The organism is Methylobacterium sp. J-059 (assembly GCF_022829485.1).
GTDB lineage: Bacteria > Pseudomonadota > Alphaproteobacteria > Rhizobiales > Beijerinckiaceae > Methylobacterium.
In genome coordinates this window covers 1-22,279 of sequence record NZ_JAKSYA010000158.1, presented here as the reverse complement: position 1 = coordinate 22,279, position 22,279 = coordinate 1, and the positions used below count along the sequence as shown (strand labels likewise).

Genomic DNA, 22,279 nt, shown 5'->3' with positions numbered 1-22,279 from the left:
TTGTTCGGCTATAAGATCGCCGGGAGTCAAGAATATAACGTTAATATACCGGTTGGTCCGGCGATGCTCGCTTGAGATGTATGGTAATAACTGCTGGTTGTGCTGGAGGAATTCAGATGTCTTGGCATAAGACGACGATGGGAAGAGCGATCTCGCTGAAACCAATATTCTCCAGCTACGCGATGTCGGGCGGAGCTTTGGCGTCGGTCAGCATCGCCCAGCTCGCAACGTTCGCGATGCTTGCGCGTGCGCTCGGGCCGGTCGAGTTCGGGCTGTTCGTCCAGGTCGCGGCGATCAGCGCCATCGGCATTCAGATCTGCGGCCTCGGAGCCTCGGACAGCCTGTTCCGGCGGATCGTGCAGGCACCGGAGCGCTATCCCGATCTCCTGGGACACAACCTGCTGCTGATCGGGCTCAGCGCGGCCGTCCTCGTCCCGCTCGCTGCGGCGGGGCTGTCATTCTGGCTGACGATGCAGACCGGTCCGGGCCTCGGTCTGCCGAGCATCGTGCTCCTGCTCGTCACGAACATCCTGCTCGTGCGGGCGATCCTGCTGGTCGAGACCATCTACCTCGGCCTCGGACGGGAAGCGGCGGCGAATCGGTCCGTCGTGGGCTTCGCGCTGGCCCGCACGGCGACGGCGGCGCTGGCCTGCACCGTCTTCGGCGTCGATACGCTCGCCGGATGGGCGGCCTGGCAGTTCTGCGGCAACCTCCTCTACGCGCTGCTCTGCGCCGCGTGGCTGCTCCCGCTCGGGCGTCCGCGCGCGGTCATCCTGCGCGAGGAGTTGCGCCCGGGCCTCCTGTTCAGCTCCCAGTTCGCGATGCGGGCCCTGCGCCAGAACGCCGACCTCTTCGTCGTCGGCCTGTTCGCCTCGATCGAGACCGTGGCCAGCTACGGCGTGGCCCGGCGCATCATGGACAGCAGCTACATCACGATCGTTTCGATGAACCGCCTGGTCTACCGGCGCTTCGTGCGCGCCAGCCGCGACGGGCTGCACCGCGCCTTGCCGGATGCGGGCCGGGTGCTCGTCGGAGCGGTCGTTCTCGGGAGCGGGACGGCGTTCCTGCTCTTCCTGCTGGCGCCCTGGCTCGGCCTCGCGTTCGGCCGCGCCTACGACGAGGTCACGTTCTTCGTCCGCTGCCTCTCCGGCACGATCGCCCTGATCGCCGTCTGGTCGGTGGCGATCGACCTGCTCGGCGCCTCCGGCCGCCAGGGGGCTCGCGCGATGATCCTGAGCACCGTCAACCTTCTGGGGGGCGGCCTCATCGCCGCGGCCTCGTGGCTCGCCGGGCCGTCGGGCGCGATCGTCGCCCTCTACGCGATCGAGGCGGGAACCGCGGCGGCGGCCTGGCTCGTCCTGCTGAGCCTGGCCGCACGGAGCCGCGGGCGCGCCCTGAGCGCGGCCGCATGACGACGCACCCGGACCGGAGCCCGGGAGCAACCGCTTTGCACGACCGGCCGGCGGGCGGACGGGGCGAGGGCCGTCTCAGGCCGATGGAGATCGCGGACGTCGCGGCGGTCGGCCGGCTCTTCCTCCGCCACTTCCGGGGCATCGAGGCGGAGCCGGGACCGGACCTTCTGGCCTATCTCCGCACGCTCGCCTTCGGCGCGCCGGGCCAGACCCGCGAGACGGGCAGCTGCGTCTACGAGCGGTGCGACGGCCGCATCACTAGCGCGCTGCCCTCCGTCCACGTCGCGTTCCGCGTGGGCGAGCGGGACGTCGCGGGACGCCTGTTCTCGGCCTTCATGACGGACAGATCGAAAGACGCGGCCGGCGCCGCCAAGATCAGCCTGGCCATGCGGGCGCGGCATCAGGATCTGGCCTTCAACGATTCCTCCTCCCCGACGAGCCTGAAGCATTTCCAGGCCGTGGGCGGCACAATCGTGCCGATCCAGAACCTGGAATGGATCCGGACCTTCCGCCCCGCCGAGGCCGCGCTCGGTCGCGTCGTGCGCAGGACGCTGCGTCGGTGGGAGCCGCCGCTCGGGCCGCTCGCCTGGCCGCTCGACGCGGCGATCCGAGCCGTCCGCGGCCGCTCGGCTCGACCGTGCCGACCGGACGTGCGGGTCGAGCCGATGACGGTCGACGACTTCCTCGACCATGCGCCCGGGTTGATCGCGCATCATGCGGTCCGCCCGCGCTGGTCGCGGCCCGAGCTCGCCTGGTTCGTCGCGATGGCGGAGCAGAATCGTCGCCGCGGCCCCCTGGCGATCCGCCGTGTCGTGAACCGATGCGGGGCGGTCGTCGGCTGCTTCGTCTATCACGGTGCGGCGGGCCGGCCCGCCCGGGTCCTCAACGTGCTGGCCCGCCCCGCGCAGGAAGCCGCGATCCTGCACGCGATGTTGCGTCACCTCGACGAGGCCGGCTGCACCGAGGCGATCGGGCACGCGCAGCCCGCGCTCATGCACGGCCTCGCCCACCAGCGCGGCGTCGGCTTCCGGCATCGCGCCTTCGTGTGCGTGCTGACGCGGCATGCCGACATCGCCGCCGCGGCGAAGCGGGGCGACATCTACATCGGCGGCTTGGCAGGCGAGGATTGGAGCCGCCTGATGTCGGACTTCTAGAGAGCATTTTCTTCACGCGAGCCGGGATCCACCTCGCTCGAAAATGCTCTGGGACGTCCGCCGAGCCTGCCGCGGTGCGACCGGCGACGCGCCTCGGAGCGTCCCGCTCACGCGTCCGACCCGGCACGGGCGGGCGGACGTGCCGCGACGACATCCTGCAGGATGCGGCTCTCGATCCAGGCCTGCGGCGCTTGCCGTCGCCGGAGGAAGCCGAGGGGCAACGCCGCGGCATGGAAGATCCAGGCGACGACCGCGTAGAGCCCGAGCCGCAGGCTGTGCTGACGCCATGCCATCAGGCCGACCACGCCGACGACGAGAGCGAGATCGAGACCGAGCCCGAGCCAGGGGTGCGGGGCCAGGAACGGGAGGGCCAGCATCAGGATCAGCCACAGGTAGACCGCGGCCCAGAGCTTCAGCTCGGGCAGCTCGCGCACGAGCCGCCCCCAGCGCGGCGTGCCGAGCGCTGCCCGAAGAACTTCGCCGATGCCGCGGAGATAGCCGGATTTCCAGCGCCGGACGAGCAGGGCGTAGGCGTCGACGGCGTGCCCGAAATGGCTCACGAAGCGCCGGTCGAGCCGATGCAGGCCCCAGCCGCCCGCCCGCAGCCGCAGACCGAGGTCGAACTCCTCGTATCCGTGCAGGTTGCGGTCCGACAGATACCCGACCTGCAGCAGGGCTGCGCGGCGGTAGAGACCGCCCCCGTTCATGCGGTCGATCGATCCGGTCCGGTTCTCCGGCGCGGCGCGGCGCCCGCGCCGTACGTATTCGAGGCTGGTGTCGTTCATTTCCGCGACATGCCCGGTCACGCCCGCGCAGGAGGGATGCGCCTGCAGATAGGCGAGCGCCTCCCGCAGGAAGCTGGGGTCGAGCAGCATGTCCCCGTCCATGAGGCAGACGAACGGCTCCCGGCTGTACTGAAAGCCGAGTTGCGGACCGATCCCGCAGCTCGGCCGGACGGCGGAATCGAGCTGGACCACCCGGACCGGGAAGGCCGAGGCGACGCCGACCGTCCCGTCGCGGGAGCCGCCGTCGGCCAGGATGATCTCGCCGCCGATCCCGTCGAGCGCTGCCACGACGCTCGCGAGGGCTCCCCCGATCCGCGCTTCCTCGTTCAGTGCTTTGAGAATCACCGAGACCGTCATTGCAGCTCTCACGCCCCGCCACGCGTCGCCTTACCGTCGGGCTGCCTGCGGAGCGCCGTGTCGCCCCCCCGCCTGCCCACGCCCGAAGCGGGCCCTCGACCCATCCGCTTATAGGAATTCTTGCTGCCTGACAGGAGCCAAATCGCCCATCACCGTTTTCGGCGGCCGGGCCCACCGCAGGGGCGAACCTTTGGCAGCCTCCCGGTCGATCTCGAACGCAGACGTCACATCGACCTGCGGCCGACCGTTCGGCTGCGACGCCGACCGCTCGGCTCCGGCGCGATCCACAGATCCGGGTGGCGGCACGGGATTGCCGGGCCGAAGACGCGCGGGGGATCACGATAGGCAGGCAGGCACGGGAGGCGAGTGCGGATCATGCGTGCCGAGTCGCTTGACCGCAGCGGCGACCATGCGTCCGTCCGCCATGGTCGCCATGGGTCGATCCATTTCGATCGGGCCGCGGCCGGTCGCGCTGCCGCGCCGGACTTGGCGCAAGCCCGCGTGCGCGTCGGCCCTGTGTCGGGCCGATCCGCGGTTCAGCGAAACGTGCCCGACAGCTCCTGGCCGTGTGCTGTCATCAGGTCCCGCCCACCGGTCTCGTTCGCCCAGGAGAAAGGGCTGCGGTTGGGGCCGACGATGTAGATGTTCCGATCCATGCGGATGCTTCGATCGGAAAAAATTCTGAGATCGCCCGTGTCCTGAACGGCGCCGCTGCTGCCTCCCGCCGACACGTCGATCGTGTTGTCGTGAATGGAGATGTTGCGCAGCAGATAGGTCCCGAATTTTCCCGCCTGCCGGGATTGCTGGATCAGGGCGATGCCGTTGCCCTTCGTCGCGCCGTCGGACACGATCGTGTTGAAGGCGATGTCGATCACGGCGCCCTCGGTCGCGCCGGAGGCGGCGACGATGATGCCGGCGCACCAGAGCCAGCCAGGGCACGTGTCGCCGGAATTGTTGCGGACGACGTTGTGCCGGATCGCGGCGGTCCAGGAAATTTCGTGAAAGATGCCGCCGCAGCAATTGTTCTCGACCAGGTTCCACTCGGCCGTATAGTTCGTGTTGTCGATATCGCTCCAGATGCCGGGCCCCTGGTTGTCGTGGACCCAGTTGTGCCGGACGACGGCGCCGTCGCTCAAGGTGATCTTGCCGCCACCGGCCTCGAAGGCCGGATCGAACTTCTTCTGGTCATTGTTGAACGCGATCTCGTTGTTTTCGACGATCGGCGCACCGGGCATGGCGGTGCCGTAGCCCGACTGGGCATTGTGGTGGATGCTGTTGCCCGAGACCACGGTGCCGACGCCCATGGAGACGCCGATCCCGGCATTGCAGCAGATCTCGTTGTCGAGGACGCGCCAGCCGCGTCCGTGGGCGGCATAGACGGCCGCATCCTGGTTGCCGGCCGTATAGTTGCGGATCACGAGGTTTCGGATGACGACGTCGCGGGCGGTCCCGTCGAAGGCGCGGCGGACGCCGTTCCGACCATCGAGGACGGCGCCCTTCAGCCCGGTGAAGGATTGCGACGGGAGCGGGCTGACATGTTGGGCCGGGTAGAGACCGGGCTGAAGGCAGAAGGCAGCACCCGGGCCTGCCGCTTCCGCCATCTCCTGCAGCCTGGCGCCGGGTTGGACGCGGATTCCCTTGCAGGCGATGTCCTTCGGGCCGGCCGGTCCGAGCAGCCCGGCCGTCTCCGCCGCTCCCCCGGACGGTTTGTGGGGGGGGCCCGCAGCATCGACGTCGACGGCGATCGCCGGCGGGCGATGCTCGTCCGAGCCTGCGGCGGCCGGCGCCGAGATCGAGGACAGGAAGGCAAGGACGATGAGGGCCGCCCGCTGATCGCGCATCGCATTCGCTCTCGAAAATCGGATTCCCGTCGTGCCCTGCCAGACCGGGCACAGGCCTTTTGCCGACGGGCACGTCCCGTCGCCCGTTGCTATTTCGCGGCGCCCGAGAGGGCGTCGAAAGCGAATGATCTTCTCGCGGACCCGGGAGCCGGCCGCTTGTACGGCATCCGGTAGATCATCGATGCCGCGATGCCGAAGCCGAACAGGCACCAGAACCAGATCCCGAGCATCGGGCCCTCGAGAGCGACGTCGAAGGAGGCGTCGATCACGAACGCGAGACCGTAGGCGACGATCCAGAGCAGCACGTTCGACTGGTCGATATCCCCGCGTCGCCGAGCCTGGACGACGTCCCACAGCAATCGACCGAACCAGGTCGCGAGCAGCAGGATCCAGAGCGAGACCCCCGGCACGCCGGTCCGCGCCAGGAACGTCATGTTGACGTTGTGCGGGCTCCGCAGGGGATTGTCGGAGCGGGCGTTGCTGATCCCATCGACGACCGAAAGATTGATCCCGAGACCCTTGCCCGTCCAGAGATAAGGCCCGTGCAGCGTATAATCCTTGATCCTCTGCCACCAATGCAACCGCCACGTCTTGGTGTCGTCGAGATTGGCGGACTTGCTCTCGCCGAGGATGCTGTTGACATTGTCGACGATCTGCTCGAGCCCGATTTCGCGATGCGATCCGTCGGGATTGGGCGGCCCGATCTGTTTGATCCCGAGGACGGCCATCAGCCCGAAAAAGACCAGGCACAGGAGCATGATGCGCACGATCTTCCGCATCTGCCGGCCGACGACGGCGGCGAGCAGGCTCGGGACGAGACAGGCCAGCATTCCGCCGCGGCTCGGCGTCAGCAGGGCCAGCCCGAACAGCAACGCCAGGACCCATGGCAGGCTGACCTTGCGCAAGCCGAGAAGCACGAAGATCGTAGCGCCTGCGACGTGCACCGATGCTTCGCCGGGCCTGATCTCGAACATCGGCGTTCCCGACCATGGCCACTTCGGCACAGCGTCGTTGGTGTACTTGGCCAGGAGGAAGAGCGGTCCGCCGATCAGCCCATACAGCCACGCGAAGGACGCGTATCGGGCCACGAGGACGTCGATGCGGTGCGGCTGCTCCAGCAGGAGCGCGGTGACGAAGAACGCGAACAGCCCGTAGAAGACGAGCATGCTGTCGCGGATCGTGTCGAGGCCGTAGATGCCGATGTCGGGCGCGGCACGAATCACGATCAGGACCATCAACCCGGCGAGGATTTGGTTCTGCACCGGCACGAAGGTCGCGAGCACGCACCGTGTTCGGGTCCAGGCGACGAAACCGAGAAGCAGCAGGATTTCGCCCACGAAAAGGGGCGGCACGCCGAGATAGGCGAATCCCTTTCCCAAGACCGCATAGCCGAGCAGCGCAAAGCACCCGAATCGAAGATACGCGTCGCCGAAATACTGGGTCGGCCATCGCGACGCACGCGCCCGTCCGGTTGCATAGGTCATTTGCGCGAGACCTGCTCGAGTTCGATCGATCAAAGATCCGGCTCAGGATGCCACCGTGGCCCGCGCGGATCGGCGGAGCATCGGTGTCATTCCCGCGACCCGGAAGGGGGAGGCCCAATCCGGTTCGAGCCGCCGCCCTCGACCGATGAAGGCGGCGGCGGGTCCGCCGAACGCATCGGGTCCCGGACCGGGCCGATGCGGCGGGTCGGGCCCACGCTCCCATCGCGGGTCCGACCTGCCCGCGGCCGGATGGGATCAGACGGTGTTCTCGGCCCGACCGACCGTCCTGTCCCGGCGGATCAGCTGGGCCGTGGCCAGGGCGACGAAGCGCGGGATCATCGAGGCATAGCGACGCCATAGCCGCCTGGGCTCGGTTCCCAGGCGAAACGCCCATTCGAGTCCGTTCCGCTGCATCCAGCGCGGCGCTTGGCGCTTGGTGCCGGCGAGGAAATCGAAGGCGGCGCCGACGCCGATCAGCACCGGCGCCTCGATCCGATCCCGGTGGGCGCTCATCCAGCGCTCCTGCTTGGGCGTGCTGAGGCCGACCCACACGATGTCGGGCCTGCTCGCGTTGATGGCGCGCACGATCGCCTCGTCCTCCTCGGCGGTGACGGCGCCGAAGGGCGGGCTGAACGTGCCGGCGACGACCAGGCCCGGATGGGCGGCGCGCAAGGTCTCCGAGAGCTTGTCCGCGAGACCGGGGCCGCCGCCGAAGTAGTAGTGACGGTATCCGAGGGCCGGCGAGATGCGCGAGATCTCCCGCATCAGGTCGGGACCATAGACGCGCCGCACGCGGGGGCGGCCGAGCCTGTGGGCCATCCAGACCAGGGGCATCCCGTCCGGCGTGACCATGCCGGCGCTCGCATGGATCTCGCGCAGGGCGGCGTCGCGCCGGCATTCCATGATGCCGTGGACCCCGGTGACGCAGACGTAGTGGCGCCGGCGCGACCGGATCCAGGCATCGATCGTCATGACCGCATCCTGGAGGGTGATGGCGCTCACCGGAACGCCGAGGATCTCGACGCGCGGAGGCCTTGACGGAGCGCTCATGAGGCGGCCCTCAGAAGCGGGCTGACCGTGCCGCCCGGACCTGCCAGCAGCGCTTCGAAATAGGCGATGGTGCGCTTCAATCCGTCATCCAGAGCGACCTTCGGCGTCCAGTGCAGCAGGTTCTGCGCGCGACCGATGTCGGGGCAGCGCTGGGTCGGATCGTCCTGCGGCAAGGGTCGGTACACGATGGCCGAACCGGAGCCGCACAGGTCGATGATGCGGTGCGCGAGCTCGGCGATGGTGATCTCGACCGGGTTGCCGAGATTGACCGGGGCCTCGAGGTCCTGATCCATCGCCATCAGACGCACGAGCCCTTCGACGAGATCGTCGACGTAGCAGAAGGAACGGGTCTGCGATCCGTCGCCGTACAGGGTGATCGGCTCGCCGGTCAGCGCCTGGATGATGAAGTTGGAGACGACCCGGCCGTCCTGCGGATGCATGTGGGGGCCGTAGGTGTTGAAGATCCGCGCGACCCGGATCGGAAGCCGATGCTGCCGCTGATAGTCGAAGAACAGGGTTTCGGCGCAGCGCTTGCCCTCGTCATAGCAGGCCCGCGGTCCGGTGATGCTGACCCGGCCGCGATACGCTTCCGGCTGCGGATGGACGTCGGGATCGCCGTAGACCTCGCTCGTCGATGCCTGGAGGACGGGAATGCGCAGGCGCTTCGCCAGGCCCAGCATGTTGATCGCTCCCATGACGCTCGTCTTCGTCGTCTGCACGGGATCGCGCTGGTAGTGGATCGGGGAGGCGGGGCAGGCGAGATTGTAGATCTCGTCAACTTCGACATAGAGAGGAAAAGACACATCGTGCCGCAGAAGCTCGAAAGCCGATTGGTGGGCGAGCTCGGCGACGTTGCTTCGCGATCCGGTGTAGAAGTTGTCGACGCACAAGACGTCGTTGTTCTCCCTGAGCAGCCGGGCGCAGAGATGCGAGCCGATAAAACCCGCCCCTCCGGTGATGAGCACGCGTTTCTTCATTGTCTCCATCCCCGTACGATGATGTCGCGTCCTGCTCTCGATTGCCGATCACGTCTCCCGACCGATGCTTCGGACGCATCGGCTCGGAAACCCTGGCTGCTCGATCGGAGCGTGGCGGCCTTGAGCTTGCGCTTGCCGGACGCGGCGCCAAACCGTTCATCGGCAGGATGCCGAGCGTGAAACGCCACCCTTTCGCACTACTCCCGCTGACGGGCGTGTGCTTATGCGGCGCTCAGCTATGGTTGGTGCTCCGGCCTGAACCGGATCATCATTACATCAGAGATATCAGATATTTTTTCGATCAAGTTATATGGTATTACATAGTCTTATACGCTTGCGATGAAATTTTTTGTCCGAAAAAACCCGGAAATTCTTCCCCTCGATTAAGGCGGCTCGGTGGCGATGACTAGCCTTCGCGTTCTCATCTCTCACAACCGCTACCAGATCCGCGGTGGCGAGGACGCCGTCGTCGAGGGCGAAGCGGTGGCGCTCGCGCGGGCCGGCTGCCGGGTCGAGACCGTTCTCGTCAGCAACGACACCATCGACAGCCCCGTCGCCCGCTTGCGCGTCGCCATCGAGGCCGCGCACGCGCCGCGCGGGATCGCCCGTGTCCTGGAAGCGGTTCGCGACTTCCGCCCCGACGTCGTGCACGTCCACAATACGTTCCCGCTGGTTTCCCCGGCGGTTCATGCGGCGGTTCGCGCGGTCGGTCCCGCCACTGTGCAGACCCTGCACAATTACAGGATCGTCTGCGCCGGCGCGCTCCTCCTGCGCGACGGACGGCCCTGCGAGGATTGTATCGCGGGCACGCCGTACGCCGCGGCCGTCCATGGCTGCTACCGCGGCTCGCGGATCGGATCCCTCGCGGTCGCCCGCATGATCGCCCATCACCGCCGGGTGGGCACCTGGAAGCACGACGTCGACGCGTTCATTGCCCTGACCGGCTTCGCCCGCGATCGCTTCGCTCGCGCCGGCGTTCCCGCCGAACGGATCTTCGTGAAGCCCAACGGTCTCGCGGATCCGGGCCCCGTCTTCGACGGCCCGCGGCAACGCCTCCTGTATGCCGGTCGCCTCAGCGCCGAGAAGGGCCTGTCCGTGCTGGCCCAGGCCGCCGCGCAGGCAGGGTTGCCGGTCGATGTCGCCGGTGACGGTCCGATGCGATCGGAGGTCGCTGCCGGCCCCTGGCTCGTCCCGCACGGTGCTCTCGCACCGGCCGAGACGCAGGCGGCGATCGCGCGTGCCCGAGCCCTGGTCGTGCCCTCGCTCTGGTACGAGGGCCTCCCAATGGTGATCATCGAGGCGTTCGCCGCCGGCACCCCGGTGATCGCATCGCGCATCGGCTCGCTCGCCGAACTCGTCGAGGACGGCGTCACCGGCCTTCTCGTGGAACCCGACGACCCAGGGGATCTCGCCCGTGCCCTGAGGCGGATCTCCGGCGATCCGGCCGAGGCGCGGCGCATGGGACGTGCCGGGCGCGCGGTCTATGAGCAGCGCTGGGCCGAGCCGATCACGACGAAGGCCCTGATCTCCGTCTATCGGGCGGCGCTCGCGTCACGGTTTCACGCCCTGAAACGCGCGGCATCCGATCACGGTGGTCGGCACGGCTGCGGAGACGGCGCGTCGCAAGTCTTATGACGACGCAGAAGCCGCTCAAAGATGCGATTTCGCAGCACGCATCGGTATTATTGCCCAAAGAGCTGCGCCGCTGTCCCGAAGAATAGCGTCGAGCGAAGCCGAGGCACCGTAGGCTTTCGCGGTCGCGCCGGATGAACGCAGACGCGATTTCGAGATGATCCATTCGGGTCTCGACGGGAAGACAGGTCGGTCGCCATGCATGAGCTCTCTCGATGGGTCGGCCGCCTCGGCTCGGTGGTGCTCGCCGTCCTGGCGGTGATCGCGGTGGGATGTTCCGCCCACGCGCAGGACGCGGTCTATCGGATCTCGTCCGGCGACAAGATCACCCTGTCCGTGTTCGGTCAGCCGGAGCTGGCCGGGGACTACGTGGTCGGCGGCGATGGCAGCATTCTGCTTCCCATCGTCGGCGACGTCGCGGTCGCGGATCTGACGCTGCCCGAGCTTCAGAAGCGTGTGACGGAAAGGCTCGCCGACGGCTACTTCCATCAGCCGGTCGTGAGCGCCCGGATTTCCGAGATGCGGCCGATCTACGTGATGGGCGACGTCAAATCCCCGGGAAGCTATCCGTTCCGCTACGGTGCCACCGTCCAGAGTGCCATCGCCCTGGCAGGGGGATATGCGCTGCCCGAGCAGGCGCAGATCGGGCTGCGCACGGAGTTTCTCCTGGCCGAGGAGCGCGTGCGAGCGCTCGAGCTGACCCGCCGTACGCTCCTGGTCCGCCGCGCTCGCCTGTCGGCGCAGCTCAACGACGCGCCGAGCTTCGCGCTTCCCGCCGAGCTGACCGAGGACGATGGGACGCGCGCCCTCCTGAAGGCGGAACGCGAGATGCTGGAGACCCAGCAGAAGGCTCTGAAGGCCGAGGTCTCGCTGCTCGAGGAGCAGAAGCCCCGGCTCGAAGCGGAAATCGTGGGAAACAAGGCCCAGTCGGCTTCCGAGCAGGTGCAATTGAACCTGATCCAGGACCATCTTGCCGACTACAACAAGCTCATGAGCGACGGTCTCGCGCGGCGCTACACCGGGATCGAGCTCAAGCGCGAGGAAGCGCGCAACAAGGGAAACATCGCGCGCCTCTCCTCGGAGCTGGCCCGTCTCGAGCTGGGCATCGGCGATCTCGCCGTGCGCGTGCTCGACACGCGGAACACCTACAAGCGGCGCGTCATCGTCGAGTTGCAGGAGCTGCGCTCTCGCCTGGCCGAGGTCGAGACGAGCCTCCCCACGGCGCGGGAGGTCCGCGAAGCGCGCATCCAGCAGGGCGGCACCCTCGGCATCGCCACGTCGCAGGAATTGAACCGCAGCGCCTTCGTCACCCGGCGCCAGAACGGGAAGGCGGAGACCGTGCGCGTGACGCTGACCACGGTCCTTGCGCCGGGCGAGATCGTCGAGATCCGCCGGGACGGCGCAGCGTCGGATGCCATGGCGCAAGGCGGCGCGAGCAACGGCGTCGCCGCCAATGCCACGGCCTCCGACCGCGCAGCGCAACGCCCGACCACATGGACCTCCGCGGATCCGACCGACAAGTACCCGGGCGCTCTGCTTCGATAACCGATCGGCGCCGCGGGCATCGTCCGACCGCGTACCCGGCCCGACCGCGAGCGGCGCCCCGGAAGGCGCCACCGATGCCAGACCACCGGGCGGCCGAGCGGATGCTCTACGCCTCGAAGACGATCCGACAGCCTTCAACGACGAGGACGACATGAACCAGTTGCCGCGGTTCGATCCCCACCTCAGGGAGACGAGCGTCCGTGATCACTACGACGGCGTCGCGCAGTCGGCGATCAAGATGATCTTGCGTCGCCGCCGGCTCATCGGGGTGGCGCTGGTGGTCGGGTTCGTGATGGGCATCGCCGGGCTGATCCTCATCAAGAAGACCTATACCGCAGACGCCTTGATCCAGCTGACCTTCAGCCGCGACGAGCAGACGCGGACGGGATCATCGGCGCAATCGACCGGAACGGCGGTCGAAGCGTCGGCCCTCGTGGAGAGCGAAGCGCGCCTGCTCCGCTCCAGGGCCGTCGCCCGCCGGGTCGTCGCCCGCCTCAACTTGGCGGCAGACCCGGAGTTTGCGCCCGCGACCCCGTTCATCCTTCGTTTCGAAAGCTGGCTGCCCGACAATCTCCGCACCATTCGCCCTTGGCAGACGCCGTCCTCGGACCAGACGTTTCGCGAAGACCTGATCGCGCACGCACTTCTTCAGGGGCTCTCCGTCACCAACGACATTCGGTCCTACATCATCGGCGTTTCGTATGCTTCGGCCGATCCGGAGCGATCAGCGAAGATCGTCAATGCGTTCCTGGACGAATACATCAGCAACAACATGGAGACCGGCGTCAGGGCTGCCCAGCGGACAAGCGACTGGGTCGCCTCGCAGATCCGTCAGACCCGCGCGTCGCTCGACATCGCCGAGTCGGCCGTGAACGCGTATCGGCGCCAGTCGGGATTTCTCGAGCTGTCGACCGACGGCGGAATGCCACAGCAGCAACTGCAGAACCTCTCCGCCCGTCTCGATGCGGCGACCGCTTTGCGCCTGGCCGAGGAGGCGAGGGTCGCACACGCCAAAGAGGTCTTCGTCGCCGGAGGCGTTCCGTCCGCGGAAGACCTCGCCGGTGCTCCGGTGATCCGGGAACTCCTGGAGAACCGCGAGAAGCAGCGGAGGGAACTGGTGGAACTCGCCCTCAACGGACCGAAGCATCCCGGTCTCTCGCGCGCGCGATCCGCGCTCGACGACACGGAGACGCGCCTCCACGCGGAGATCGAGGGAGCGATCAAGGAATTGGACGGCCGCTTGAGATCCGCCGCCGACGCGGAGGCAGCGCTCGCGGCTCACATCAGGCAGACCAAGGACACCGCGATCGACTTCAAGAAGCGCGAGACCCAGCTGAAGAGCCTTCAACTCGACGCGACCTCGTTGCGTGACAGGCTGAAGGTGCTCACCGAAAGTTATGCCCAGGCCATCGCTGCAGCGGGCCTGGCGTCCACCAGCGCGCAGGTCGTGATGCGGGCCGAGGCGATCCCGCTTCCCTCGGGACCGAACCCGGTCGTGATCTTCGCCGTGGCGATGCTGGGCGCGACGGCGATCGGGATCGGCGGCGCCTACCTGCTGGAGAACCGGCACGACGGCCTCCGCTCGGAGGCCGAGCTGTCGGCCGAGACGCAGACGCCGTGCCTCGGCATGATCCCCGACCAGCCGAAGCGCCCGAAGCCGAGCGACAAGCGCCTTTTCGAGGAAGCGATCCGGTTCCTGGCGGCCTCGATCGACGTGCAGACCGCCGCCGCCTTCGGCCGCGTCCTCCTCATCACATCGTCGGTTGCCAAGGAAGGCAAGTCGGACGTCGGCCGCGCCCTGGCGACCGAGGCGGCCAGGAACGGCGGGAGAGCCCTCATCGTCGATGTCGCGTCGCGGTCGACCGAGGAAACAGGCACCCTATCCCTGCCGCTCGATGCGGCGGTGAGCGACCCTGATGCCTTCCTGAGGGATTTCGCCGACGATCCGGTCGTCCGTTTGGCAGCGCCACGCTGGATCGCTTCCGACGATCTCACCTGCATGCGTCTCGCAGCCTTCATCGAACGGGTGAGGTCCTCGTTCGAGATCATCATCCTCGAAGCTCCGCCGGTTCTGCAGTCGCTCGACTTTCTGCCGCTCGCAAGGCTGGCCGATCTGGTGGTTCATCTCGCCCGGTGGGGCACGACGCCTCGGGAGACCATCGCGGCCGCCTTCAAGCGGTTCGATAGCCTTTCGGTTCGCGTCTGCGGGACCTTGATGACCCACGTCGATCCAGCGACGAACCAGGGCGCCGGCAGGCGCGGTCGAGGCGCGTCGTCCTGGGACCGAAGGGACTCTGCCGCGAAAGGGCCCTTCCTCGGCTCCATCCGCTCGGCGATGAAGCGCACACGGGCTTCGCAGCTGCTGAAACACTGAGGATTCCGCGCTGCCCACGCGAAGGACGGCACGGCGTCGACGACCGTTCCGCGAGGCCGGTCGCTCTCCACGCCGCGAACGTCCGCGAGGCGAATGTTCCGGAGCCGCGCACCGTCCCCGTCGCCCTCGACCGCGACGGATCGGGCGCTCATTTGCGGCGTCTCGACCGGCCCCGACAGGGCGGATGGCGATGCCGAACCGATCCGACCTGTGCCGTCCCAGGGTCCCGGCCGACGAGGGCGACCGCGTGCCGGGCCCGGCTCAGGGCGCCCGGCAATTCATCGCATCGGCGGCCTCGGCGACGCTGAGCGACCGCCGGCGAACCTCGAGCGGGACGTCCGGTCGTTCCGATACCGCCGTCGCCTCGCGCCTGAGTGCCTGGTCGCACGCGCACGAGCGGTGCCCAGCCGCATCGTAGCAGGCGTCGTGGCGCTGGCAGGCGGCGTCGAGGGCGTCGGTCGGCGGCAGGTCGGCGCCGCGCTGGCCCGCACCGCAATAGTTGCCGTGAAACAGTTCCTTGCCCGTTAGCACGTTCGCGAGGTCGCCCTCCGGCGGGGGCGCCTCCTGCGGCGTGCCGCTCGGGTTCAGGTCGTTCGCCGGTCCGCCGGACTTGCTGGCCGACCCACGCAGCGTCTTGGGAATGCCCGATCGCGCATCGGGCTCTCCCAGACTTTCTCCGGTGCGGGAGTTCGGATCGGACAGGTCGGGAAGCGGCGGCGGCGGACCCGGCCTCGCCTCCTCAGAGCTCGTCGAACCCGGATCGTCCTCCGTCGTCTGCGCCACGGCACCGTGTGCCAGGAACACCGCCATGGAGAGGACCAGCGCAACCAGGGTTTTCAAGTCCGACTCCCGTGGAGCGAGGCGAGCACGTTGTTCGGCGCGCCTGGCCGGCGCCATCGGCCCTCCGAGACGGATCGCCTCGAAATCGAAGTCTCCGAACGCAAGGACGGTCCTCGCCTGGGTAGGGGCGGGACGCGGACCAGATACGGCGACGTCGAGGAAAGCGTTCCACGCCCTGTGCCGGAAAGCGCGATCGAACGGGACGACGGGGGGATCGCCGTCCCGACGATGTCGCTGCGCGTCGGCATGACCGCGACCGCGTCGAGCCCGCGGTGGATGCCAGAGAGCGGCCAGGCTCACCCGTTCGCCGGCACGGAGGCTGCCGACGACAGCCTGCCTGCGCGACGGATGGGAAGCGGGATGCCGGGCATCAGCCGGCTCGCCGACGCGGATTGCGCAGGCCGCACGTGGCTGCCGGCGAGGAAGCCACGATCAGAGATCACGCAAAGGTGAAGTCAGGCTTATCTAAGGTTGCCGATATCAAGCGGAACAATGCCCGAAGCCGTGCCGTTGCTTGGCGTCTGACGGCATGCCTCGGGCGCGTTGGGGTCTGCAGTTGGACGTCGAGAATTTCGAAGCTTATCACCGCCTCTACGGCGGTGTCGCCGACCTGTCGCGGATCGGCGCCGGCTTCAGCGCGCGCCTCAACGTCATCCGCCTCCCGCGCCTGGTGCTGCATGAACGGCGCGTGGAAGGCGTCTTGTCGAACCGCACCTGGGCGTGCGTCGGCCGCCACGGCTTCGATCACATCACGCTCCATCTCCTCAGATCCGGGGATTTCGTGTCCGGTCCGCCCGGTGCCGAGCGGCGGCTTCAGCCCGGCGAGGTCGTCGTGCTCGACACGAGCCGCCCCCACGTCTCCCGCATGACGACGCGCGCGGACCTGCTCTCGATTCAAGTGGCACGCGCCCACGTCGCGGAGGTGATCTCCGATCCGGCCGGGATCCACGGCACCGTCCTGCCGGCCGCGGCCTGCGGCCTGCTCACGGATTTCCTGGCCTCGCTCACGCGGCGATCCGCATCGCTGCGGCCCGATCCGTCGGCCCACGTCGCGGCGGCGGCGATCAACCTGCTGAGCCTAGGCCTCAAGGGCCTGCCGGCCTCGGCCGAGGCGCTTCCGGCCGAGGCGGGGGACGCGCTGCGGCGCCGGCGTGCCGAGGCCTTCATCGCGACGCGCCTGCCGGACCCGAACCTCGACGCGCATGCCGTCGCGGACGGGATCGGGATCTCGCGCTCCGTCCTGTACCGGGTCTTCGGCGTGGATGGCGGGGTGAGGCGGTTCATCCAGCAGCGACGCCTGGACGAGCTGCGCCGCGCCCTCCTGCGCCCCGGCGAGACGCGCCGTCTCGGAAGCCTCGCCTACGCCCACGGCTTCGCCACCGAAAGCCATTGCAGCCGCGCCTTCGCGGCGGCCTTCGGCCTCCCGCCGGGGCAGTTCCGGACCGAGCTGACGCGCCCGGATGCCGACGAGGCGATCGATCGCGAGGACAGCCTCATCGGCTTGGCCAGGGCGCTGTACTGACGATCGGCCCCAGCGCCAGGATCCGCGCACGCGCCGCATTGAGCCCGCGCGCGCCTGCGAAGGTCCGTGAAACCCGCTTGCCCGGCGCCACTTATCGCAGGGGAAACGGCGGGAGGAAACGGATGGCAGGCACGATCGACCGCGCGACGCTCGACCGTCTGATCGCCCTGGGGCGCGAGCGCGGGGAGCTGACCGCGAGCGAGCTTCAGGCGGCTCTGCCGGTCGAGACCTTCGACGTCGACGCCCTCGTCCTGGTGATGCTGGAATTGGAGGCGGCGGGGGTGAGCGTGGAGCCGGATGCGTTCGGCCCGCGCGCCGAGGCCGACGCCGCGCCGCGCCTGACCCTCGCGAGCCCGGAGCCCGGCGTGCCCCGCGTGATCGTACCGACCGGCGAGGGCGAGCCGGTCGCGGCCGCCGCGCCGGCGGCCGAGGCGGCGGAGCCCGAGGCCGACGAGACCGAGCCGGTCGGACGCGTCGTCCTGCTCGCCGGCCTCCTGGTCCTGCTGGTGCTCGGGACGATCCTGGTCCTGGCCTGAGATGCGGAGCGAGGCGGCCGGGCCTGTCGATCCGGTCCGCGCGCCATCGCGTTGGCTCCTCGGAGCCGGCGCCTTCGCGCGCCGGCCGCATCGTCGTTCGGCGTCAGGCGAGCTTGCGACCGTCGGCGGCGTAGCGGTCGATGGCCGAGGGCAGCTCGCGCGAGAGGCGCGACAGGAGCGCGGAGCGGCTCAGGCCGGTCTGCTGGGTCAGGTGGTCGAGGGTCTCCGGGCCGATGGCGCGCTCGAGATCGGCCTCGTGGATGTCGCGGTTGGCGCCCTGGTTGATCCAGGAATTCGCCGTCTCGCCGTGGCCGCCCTTGGTGAAGTGGTCGACGAGCTCGCTTAGGCCGCTGGCGATCAGGCCGCCGACGCCGGCCGAGCCGACGCCACCGAGGAGCCCGCCCAGGCTCGAGAGGCCGCCGCTGCCGGACGAGGTCGTGGAGCGGCTCGACACCGGCGGAATCGTCGTGTGCCCCGGCGTCGCATCATGCCCCTTCAGGAGCTCGGCGAGCTTGTCGCGGTTCTGGTAGCCGGCCACGGCCAGAAGGCCCAGCAGCGCGGTCATCGAGGGATAGCCCTTGCTCATCGGTCGTCCTTTTGGGTTGGAAGGTGGAAGGTCCGGCACCGGACCGGTGCTCGAAGGGAGCGGGAGCGCGCGCCGCCCGCCGATCCGCGAGGCGTCCCGCGCGCTCAGGATCGGGGGACCGGACCCGCAGCGTTGGCGAGCCCGGCGGGGTCTGCGATCACGGGCAGGGGTGACGGTCGCCGTCGTTGCCGAGGTAGGTCCCGCTGGCGGCATCGTAGGAGCGGAAGCGGCGCGCGCAGGCGGCGACCGCCTCGGGATCCGGGCCGCCCTGCACCACCACCGGCGCGGCCTGCGCCTGCGCGTTCGCGATGGCGCCGCCGATGATCGCCCCGGCCGCCAGGCCTGCGACGCCCGCGCCCACCGCCGCGCCGACGCCGGGCCCGCGACGATGGCCGTAGCCGCGTCCATAGCCGTAACCCCGGCCGTACCCCCGCCCGCCGCGCCAGCCGTGACGATGACCGAAGCGGCGATACTGCACGTAGCCGGTCGGCAGGTCACCGCGCACCAGCGCCTCGACGGGGGCGCTGGATGCCGGGGCGGCCTGGGCCGGCAGACCGACCAGGGTGGCGGCGACGGTGGCGGCGAGGGCGAGGGTCAGCTTCATCGTGGATCGTCTCCTGATGGGCGGGGGAAGGGGGATGCTTCAGTAGCCGCGGCGGTTCGGCGGGGCGGCGGCTGACGTAGGCGATGACCTTCGGGAGCAGAAAGGCGGTGAGCAGCTTGCGGATCATGGAATGCGTCTCCGATGGGATGGGTTCAGGACCTAGAACGGGACAGCCAGCCGACCGCGAAGGCGACGGCGGCGAGGCCGACCAGGGCGGAGACGCGGTTGTCGTCGGCGTAGCGCGCCGCCTGCCGGCCGTAGGACGATCCGCGCTTGCGGGCGTGGCGGGTGAGATCGCGGCCCTCGTCGATCCAGCGGCCGGCTTGGTCCTCGACCGCGTGGGCGAGGGCGCGCCCGTCGTCGAGGAGGTCCTCGGCCCGGTCGCGGGCGCGGCCGTAGGCGTATTGCGCGCCGCCGGCCGCCTGGTTCACGGCGCCGCGGACCTGGCGGCCCGGGTCGCCGGTGAGGCCGCCGAGCGCGCTCTGGGCACGGCCCTTGAGGTGGCGCGATGCGCCGCGGAACTGGTCGCCGTTCATGGATCTCTCCTGGCTTTCGAAGTATCGGGCGGCGGTCGGGCCCCGGTCGGGTCGCCCGCCGCCGTGCCGGATCAGCGCTTGCCGCCGACCTTGTCGACCAGCGACGACACGCCGTCCTTGGCCTCGCCGACGGTGCGCTGGGCCTCGCCCTTGAGCTCCTGGGCCTTGCCTTCGACCATCAGGCCGTCGTTGCCGGTGACCTTGCCGGCGGCCTGCTTGATGTTGCCGGCGGCCTCGTTGGCGAGGCCCTTCAGCTTGTCGGTGGTGCTGCTCATGGGATGGCTCCTTGCGCGGGAAGGGACGGGTTCGGGGGGGCCGGCCGGTCGCATGGACCGGCCGGTCGTTCGCCGAGCGTCGGGCTGAGCCGAGCTCGAGTTCAGCCGGGACTCGGCTCAGGCGCGGCGGGCGTCGTAGCCGGCGACCAGGGTCGGCGGCTTCGGGGCGCCGAGGCGGCCGCCGAGGAAGCCGGCGAGCGCGCCGAGGATCAGCGCGAGGGCGCCGTAGAACGCGCCCTGCGTGGCCGCACTGCGGGTGGCCTCGGCTGCGGCGGACGCCTTCTGCTTGGCGTCGGCGAGCGCGGCGTCGTACTGCTTCTCGTAGTTCTGAATCTGCGTCTTGGCCTGGTCGACCGGGATGCCCTGGGCCTTGGCCAGCGCGTCGGCGGCGCGGTTCTCGGCCTAGGCCTTCTGGGCCGGGTCGCCGGACAGCAGGGCACGGACCGCCGAGGCGGCGGCATCGCGCAGGGCCTGCGGGTCCTGGCCGGCCGCCTGCTGGCGCACCGACTTCTCGATCCCGTCGAGCGGGTTCGAGATCTGCGCCAGCGACGGGGCCGCCGCCTGCGCCGCGGTCTTCACGGTGCCGCCGACGAGCGAGCCGGCGCCACCGAGCGTGCTGGTCACGCCCGAGAAGGCGCCGCCGATGAGGCCGCCTGCGGCCGAGGTGAGCAGGTACAGCACGACGAGGGTCGTCACCGCCCAGGCGACGAGGCCGTGCAGGCCGGCAGCCCCCGTGACGGGCTTGCCCGAGAGGCGCCCGGCGATGAGCCCGCCGGCGAGCGAGGCGACGATGCCGGAGCCGACGAACCAGAGGCCGGCGCCGAGCGACAGGGTCGAGGCGGTCGGGTTGTCGACCGCCGGGCCGCCGACGCTGGACAGGCCGACGCCGACGCCGAGCATGTTGAGGATGACCTGGGTCACCAGCGCCGTCGCGGCGCCGGCGAAGATCGCGCCCCACGACACCTGGTTCAGCAGGACGGTTCGGACGTCGGCCGAGGCCGCGGCGGGAGGGGTCGCGAGGAGGGGGGAAGTGGACACGTACGGGTACTCCGGGTCGTCGGTCGTCCGAGAAGCTCGGTCGTTCGAGGGGTCGGTGGGTGGAGGCGGGATGAGCGGCCGCGCGAGCACGCGCGGCCGGGCCGATCAATCGCGGCCGTGGATCAGCAGGCCGAGGCCGTAGCCGAGGAGGCCGGCCACGAGCAGCGCGGCCATCGGGTGCTCGGCGATCCGGCCGGCGGCCTCGCGCCCGCCCTGGCGCAGGGACCGGGCGCCGGTCTCGTAGGCGTCCTCGGCCCGGTCGTAGGCGTTGCCGCCGGCGCTGCGGACGTAGCGCTCGCCGCGCTCGTAGCCGTCCTCGGCGGCGCCCTGCGCCCGGCGCGCGCGGTCCTCGACGTCGTCGGAGCCGACGAGGCTTCCGACCGCGTCGCGCACCCGGCCGCCGATGTCGCGGGCGGCGTCGGCGACGTGCTCGGCGGCGTCGCGCACGGTGTCCTTGGCCAGGCCGTAGAGGTTCTCGGCGAAGCCCTGCGCCTCGCGGGCGCGGCCCTCGACCGAGTCCCGCTTCGAGCCGGTGAGGTCGCCGACGGCGCCCTGCACCTTGCCGCCGAATTCCTTGGCGGCACCCGTGACCCGATCCGTATCAACCATGATGTTTGTATCCTGAGTTAAAAACGTTGCAGGAGGTGCGCAGTGTCGTCGATGCTACGTCTTGGGCCCGACGTTCGGTTTCACCGCATCACTCGGTAATTTCTGCTGAGCCTTGCCTTCGGTCTCGGCCTTTTCGTCGCCGATCAACTTGCCGATGGCTTCCTTGACCGAGCCCTTTATCTTTTCCGAAGCCTCGGATGACTTTTGTGCGCTCATCGGTGTCTCCGCAGCGACCGAGACGAAGTTCGTTGCCTGAGATGGTCCGCCGATCCGGCGGGACAATGATGCAGACGTACCAGTCGGGTAGTCTTTATTTCTCGGTCGGCGACAGCGGGAACCCGTTGTCCCGCCCCCAGACGATGGCCTCCGTGCGCTTGTGGACGTTGAGCTTCCGGTAGAGCGACGCGGAATGGTTGCGCACCGTGTTCTTGGAGAGGTTGAGGCGCTTGGCGATCGCCTCGTCGCCCTGGCCCTGGCAGATCAGGTCGAGGATCTGGCGTTCCCGGACGGTGATGTTCGGGGCGATGCCGTCCTTGTGGCCGGTCCCCGGTCGCCGGAGGTTGGCGAGCTTCTCGATCAGGCCGCGGCTGAACCAGGAGGTGTCGGCCATCACCGCCTCGACCGCCTCGAACATGTCCCGCTCGCTGCGCTTGCGGTCGGTTATGTCCTGCAGGACGAGCAGGGCGAAGACGGCGTCCCCGATCTCGACGCGCTCGGCCGAGGCGAGGCAATCGAGGTTCGTCCCGTCCTCGTGGCGCAGGCAGACCTCCAGACCGAGCACGAAGCCGGTGCGCAACAGGGCGGTCTCGAACTTGGACCGCGCCGCATCGTGGACCCACAGGCCGAACTCGGCGGGCGAGCGTCCCAGGACGGCGTCGGCGGCGTAGCCGAAGACGCGCGCGAAGGCGTCGTTCACGCCGGTGATCCCGAAGCCGTCGGCGCGCGCGAGCAGGGTCGGCACCGGCGTCAGCCGGAACGCCGTGGCGAAGCGCTCCTCGCTCTGGCGCAGCGCCGTCTCGGCCTTCTTGCGCAGCTCGAGGTCGGCGAAGGTGAACAGCATGCACGGCTCGTCGCCCAGCTCCATCGGCTGGCCGGCGACGATCACGAACCGTGTGCCGCCGT

General features: G+C 69.3%; 20 protein-coding genes and 1 pseudogene. 7 read left to right on the top strand and 14 right to left on the bottom strand.

The genetic code is table 11. The features are described 5' to 3' along the window. The first annotated feature begins 116 nt into the window (after positions 1-116). A complete protein-coding gene (locus tag MKK55_RS23735) occupies positions 117-1,412 on the top strand; it encodes a lipopolysaccharide biosynthesis protein (protein WP_243937935.1) in 1,296 nt (431 codons plus the stop codon). Next, complete coding sequence (locus MKK55_RS23730; RefSeq protein WP_243937934.1) at positions 1,409-2,566, top strand: GNAT family N-acetyltransferase; 1,158 nt, start codon at positions 1,409-1,411, stop codon at positions 2,564-2,566. Before MKK55_RS23735 ends, MKK55_RS23730 begins: the two co-directional genes overlap by 4 nt. 107 nt (positions 2,567-2,673) lie before the next feature. Here MKK55_RS23730 and MKK55_RS23725 read toward each other — a convergent pair whose 3' ends face one another. The 5 genes from MKK55_RS23725 to MKK55_RS23705 all read right to left on the bottom strand — a co-directional run bounded on the left by MKK55_RS23725 (position 2,674) and on the right by MKK55_RS23705 (position 9,060). Beyond that, the gene (locus MKK55_RS23725) at positions 2,674-3,708 is read right to left on the bottom strand and encodes a glycosyltransferase family 2 protein (RefSeq protein ID WP_243937933.1); all 1,035 of its coding nucleotides are present in this window, start codon (positions 3,706-3,708) and stop codon (positions 2,674-2,676) included. A gap of 536 nt (positions 3,709-4,244) precedes the next feature. Continuing rightward, the gene (locus MKK55_RS23720) at positions 4,245-5,549 is read right to left on the bottom strand and encodes a right-handed parallel beta-helix repeat-containing protein (protein ID WP_243937932.1); all 1,305 of its coding nucleotides are present in this window, start codon (positions 5,547-5,549) and stop codon (positions 4,245-4,247) included. A gap of 89 nt (positions 5,550-5,638) precedes the next feature. Beyond that, the gene (locus MKK55_RS23715) at positions 5,639-7,066 is read right to left on the bottom strand and encodes an O-antigen ligase family protein (RefSeq protein WP_243937930.1); all 1,428 of its coding nucleotides are present in this window, start codon (positions 7,064-7,066) and stop codon (positions 5,639-5,641) included. Between the two features lie 222 nt (positions 7,067-7,288). Next, positions 7,289-8,083 (bottom strand): WecB/TagA/CpsF family glycosyltransferase, encoded by a 795-nt coding sequence (locus tag MKK55_RS23710; RefSeq protein WP_147841965.1) that lies wholly within the window; start codon positions 8,081-8,083, stop codon positions 7,289-7,291. Continuing rightward, complete coding sequence (locus MKK55_RS23705; RefSeq protein ID WP_243937929.1) at positions 8,080-9,060, bottom strand: UDP-glucuronic acid decarboxylase family protein; 981 nt, start codon at positions 9,058-9,060, stop codon at positions 8,080-8,082. The genes MKK55_RS23710 and MKK55_RS23705 overlap by 4 nt, the downstream gene beginning before the upstream one ends. Positions 9,061-9,462: 402 nt before the next feature. Here MKK55_RS23705 and MKK55_RS23700 point away from each other — a divergent pair, with 402 nt between their 5' ends. From MKK55_RS23700 to MKK55_RS23690, 3 genes are all read left to right on the top strand, one after another. Continuing rightward, a complete protein-coding gene (locus MKK55_RS23700) occupies positions 9,463-10,695 on the top strand; it encodes a glycosyltransferase family 4 protein (RefSeq protein ID WP_243938039.1) in 1,233 nt (410 codons plus the stop codon). A 237-nt stretch (positions 10,696-10,932) separates the two neighbouring features. Continuing rightward, positions 10,933-12,237, top strand: coding sequence for a polysaccharide biosynthesis/export family protein (locus MKK55_RS23695; RefSeq protein ID WP_243936437.1), 1,305 nt, complete (start codon positions 10,933-10,935; stop codon positions 12,235-12,237). Positions 12,238-12,388: 151 nt separating this feature from the next. After that, the gene (locus MKK55_RS23690) at positions 12,389-14,611 is read left to right on the top strand and encodes a GumC family protein (protein WP_243937928.1); all 2,223 of its coding nucleotides are present in this window, start codon (positions 12,389-12,391) and stop codon (positions 14,609-14,611) included. 261 nt (positions 14,612-14,872) lie between these two features. On the opposite strand, the gene MKK55_RS23685 is transcribed toward MKK55_RS23690, so the two are convergent. Next, the gene (locus tag MKK55_RS23685; protein ID WP_409566118.1) at positions 14,873-15,508 is read right to left on the bottom strand and encodes a phospholipase A2 family protein; all 636 of its coding nucleotides are present in this window, start codon (positions 15,506-15,508) and stop codon (positions 14,873-14,875) included. 499 nt (positions 15,509-16,007) lie between these two features. Between MKK55_RS23685 and MKK55_RS23680 the strand changes: the two genes are divergently transcribed. Next, positions 16,008-16,973, top strand: a complete 966-nt coding sequence (locus tag MKK55_RS23680; protein ID WP_187274889.1) for a helix-turn-helix domain-containing protein — start codon at positions 16,008-16,010, stop codon at positions 16,971-16,973. A gap of 122 nt (positions 16,974-17,095) precedes the next feature. Then, a complete protein-coding gene (locus tag MKK55_RS23675) occupies positions 17,096-17,509 on the top strand; it encodes an RNA polymerase sigma factor region1.1 domain-containing protein (protein WP_243937927.1) in 414 nt (137 codons plus the stop codon). A 103-nt stretch (positions 17,510-17,612) separates the two neighbouring features. Here MKK55_RS23675 and MKK55_RS23670 read toward each other — a convergent pair whose 3' ends face one another. The 8 genes and pseudogenes from MKK55_RS23670 to MKK55_RS23635 all read right to left on the bottom strand — a co-directional run. Beyond that, a complete protein-coding gene (locus MKK55_RS23670) occupies positions 17,613-18,095 on the bottom strand; it encodes a YidB family protein (RefSeq protein ID WP_147859799.1) in 483 nt (160 codons plus the stop codon). Between the two features lie 157 nt (positions 18,096-18,252). Beyond that, complete coding sequence (locus tag MKK55_RS23665) at positions 18,253-18,699, bottom strand: BA14K family protein (protein WP_243937926.1); 447 nt, start codon at positions 18,697-18,699, stop codon at positions 18,253-18,255. A 152-nt stretch (positions 18,700-18,851) separates the two neighbouring features. Next, the gene (locus MKK55_RS23660) at positions 18,852-19,235 is read right to left on the bottom strand and encodes a CsbD family protein (protein ID WP_147859831.1); all 384 of its coding nucleotides are present in this window, start codon (positions 19,233-19,235) and stop codon (positions 18,852-18,854) included. Between the two features lie 71 nt (positions 19,236-19,306). Next, positions 19,307-19,510 (bottom strand): CsbD family protein, encoded by a 204-nt coding sequence (locus tag MKK55_RS23655; protein ID WP_147859832.1) that lies wholly within the window; start codon positions 19,508-19,510, stop codon positions 19,307-19,309. Between the two features lie 117 nt (positions 19,511-19,627). Beyond that, positions 19,628-20,548, bottom strand: a pseudogene (locus tag MKK55_RS23650) (PhnA-like protein). A 105-nt stretch (positions 20,549-20,653) separates the two neighbouring features. Beyond that, entirely contained in the window at positions 20,654-21,157 is a 504-nt protein-coding gene (locus tag MKK55_RS23645) for a CsbD family protein (RefSeq protein WP_243937925.1), read from the bottom strand. Positions 21,158-21,211: 54 nt separating this feature from the next. Then, positions 21,212-21,373, bottom strand: a complete 162-nt coding sequence (locus tag MKK55_RS23640) for a CsbD family protein (RefSeq protein WP_147843255.1) — start codon at positions 21,371-21,373, stop codon at positions 21,212-21,214. Between the two features lie 94 nt (positions 21,374-21,467). Further along, positions 21,468-22,279 (bottom strand): helix-turn-helix transcriptional regulator (locus tag MKK55_RS23635; RefSeq protein WP_243937924.1); only part of this gene is annotated, 812 nt, incomplete at its 5' end.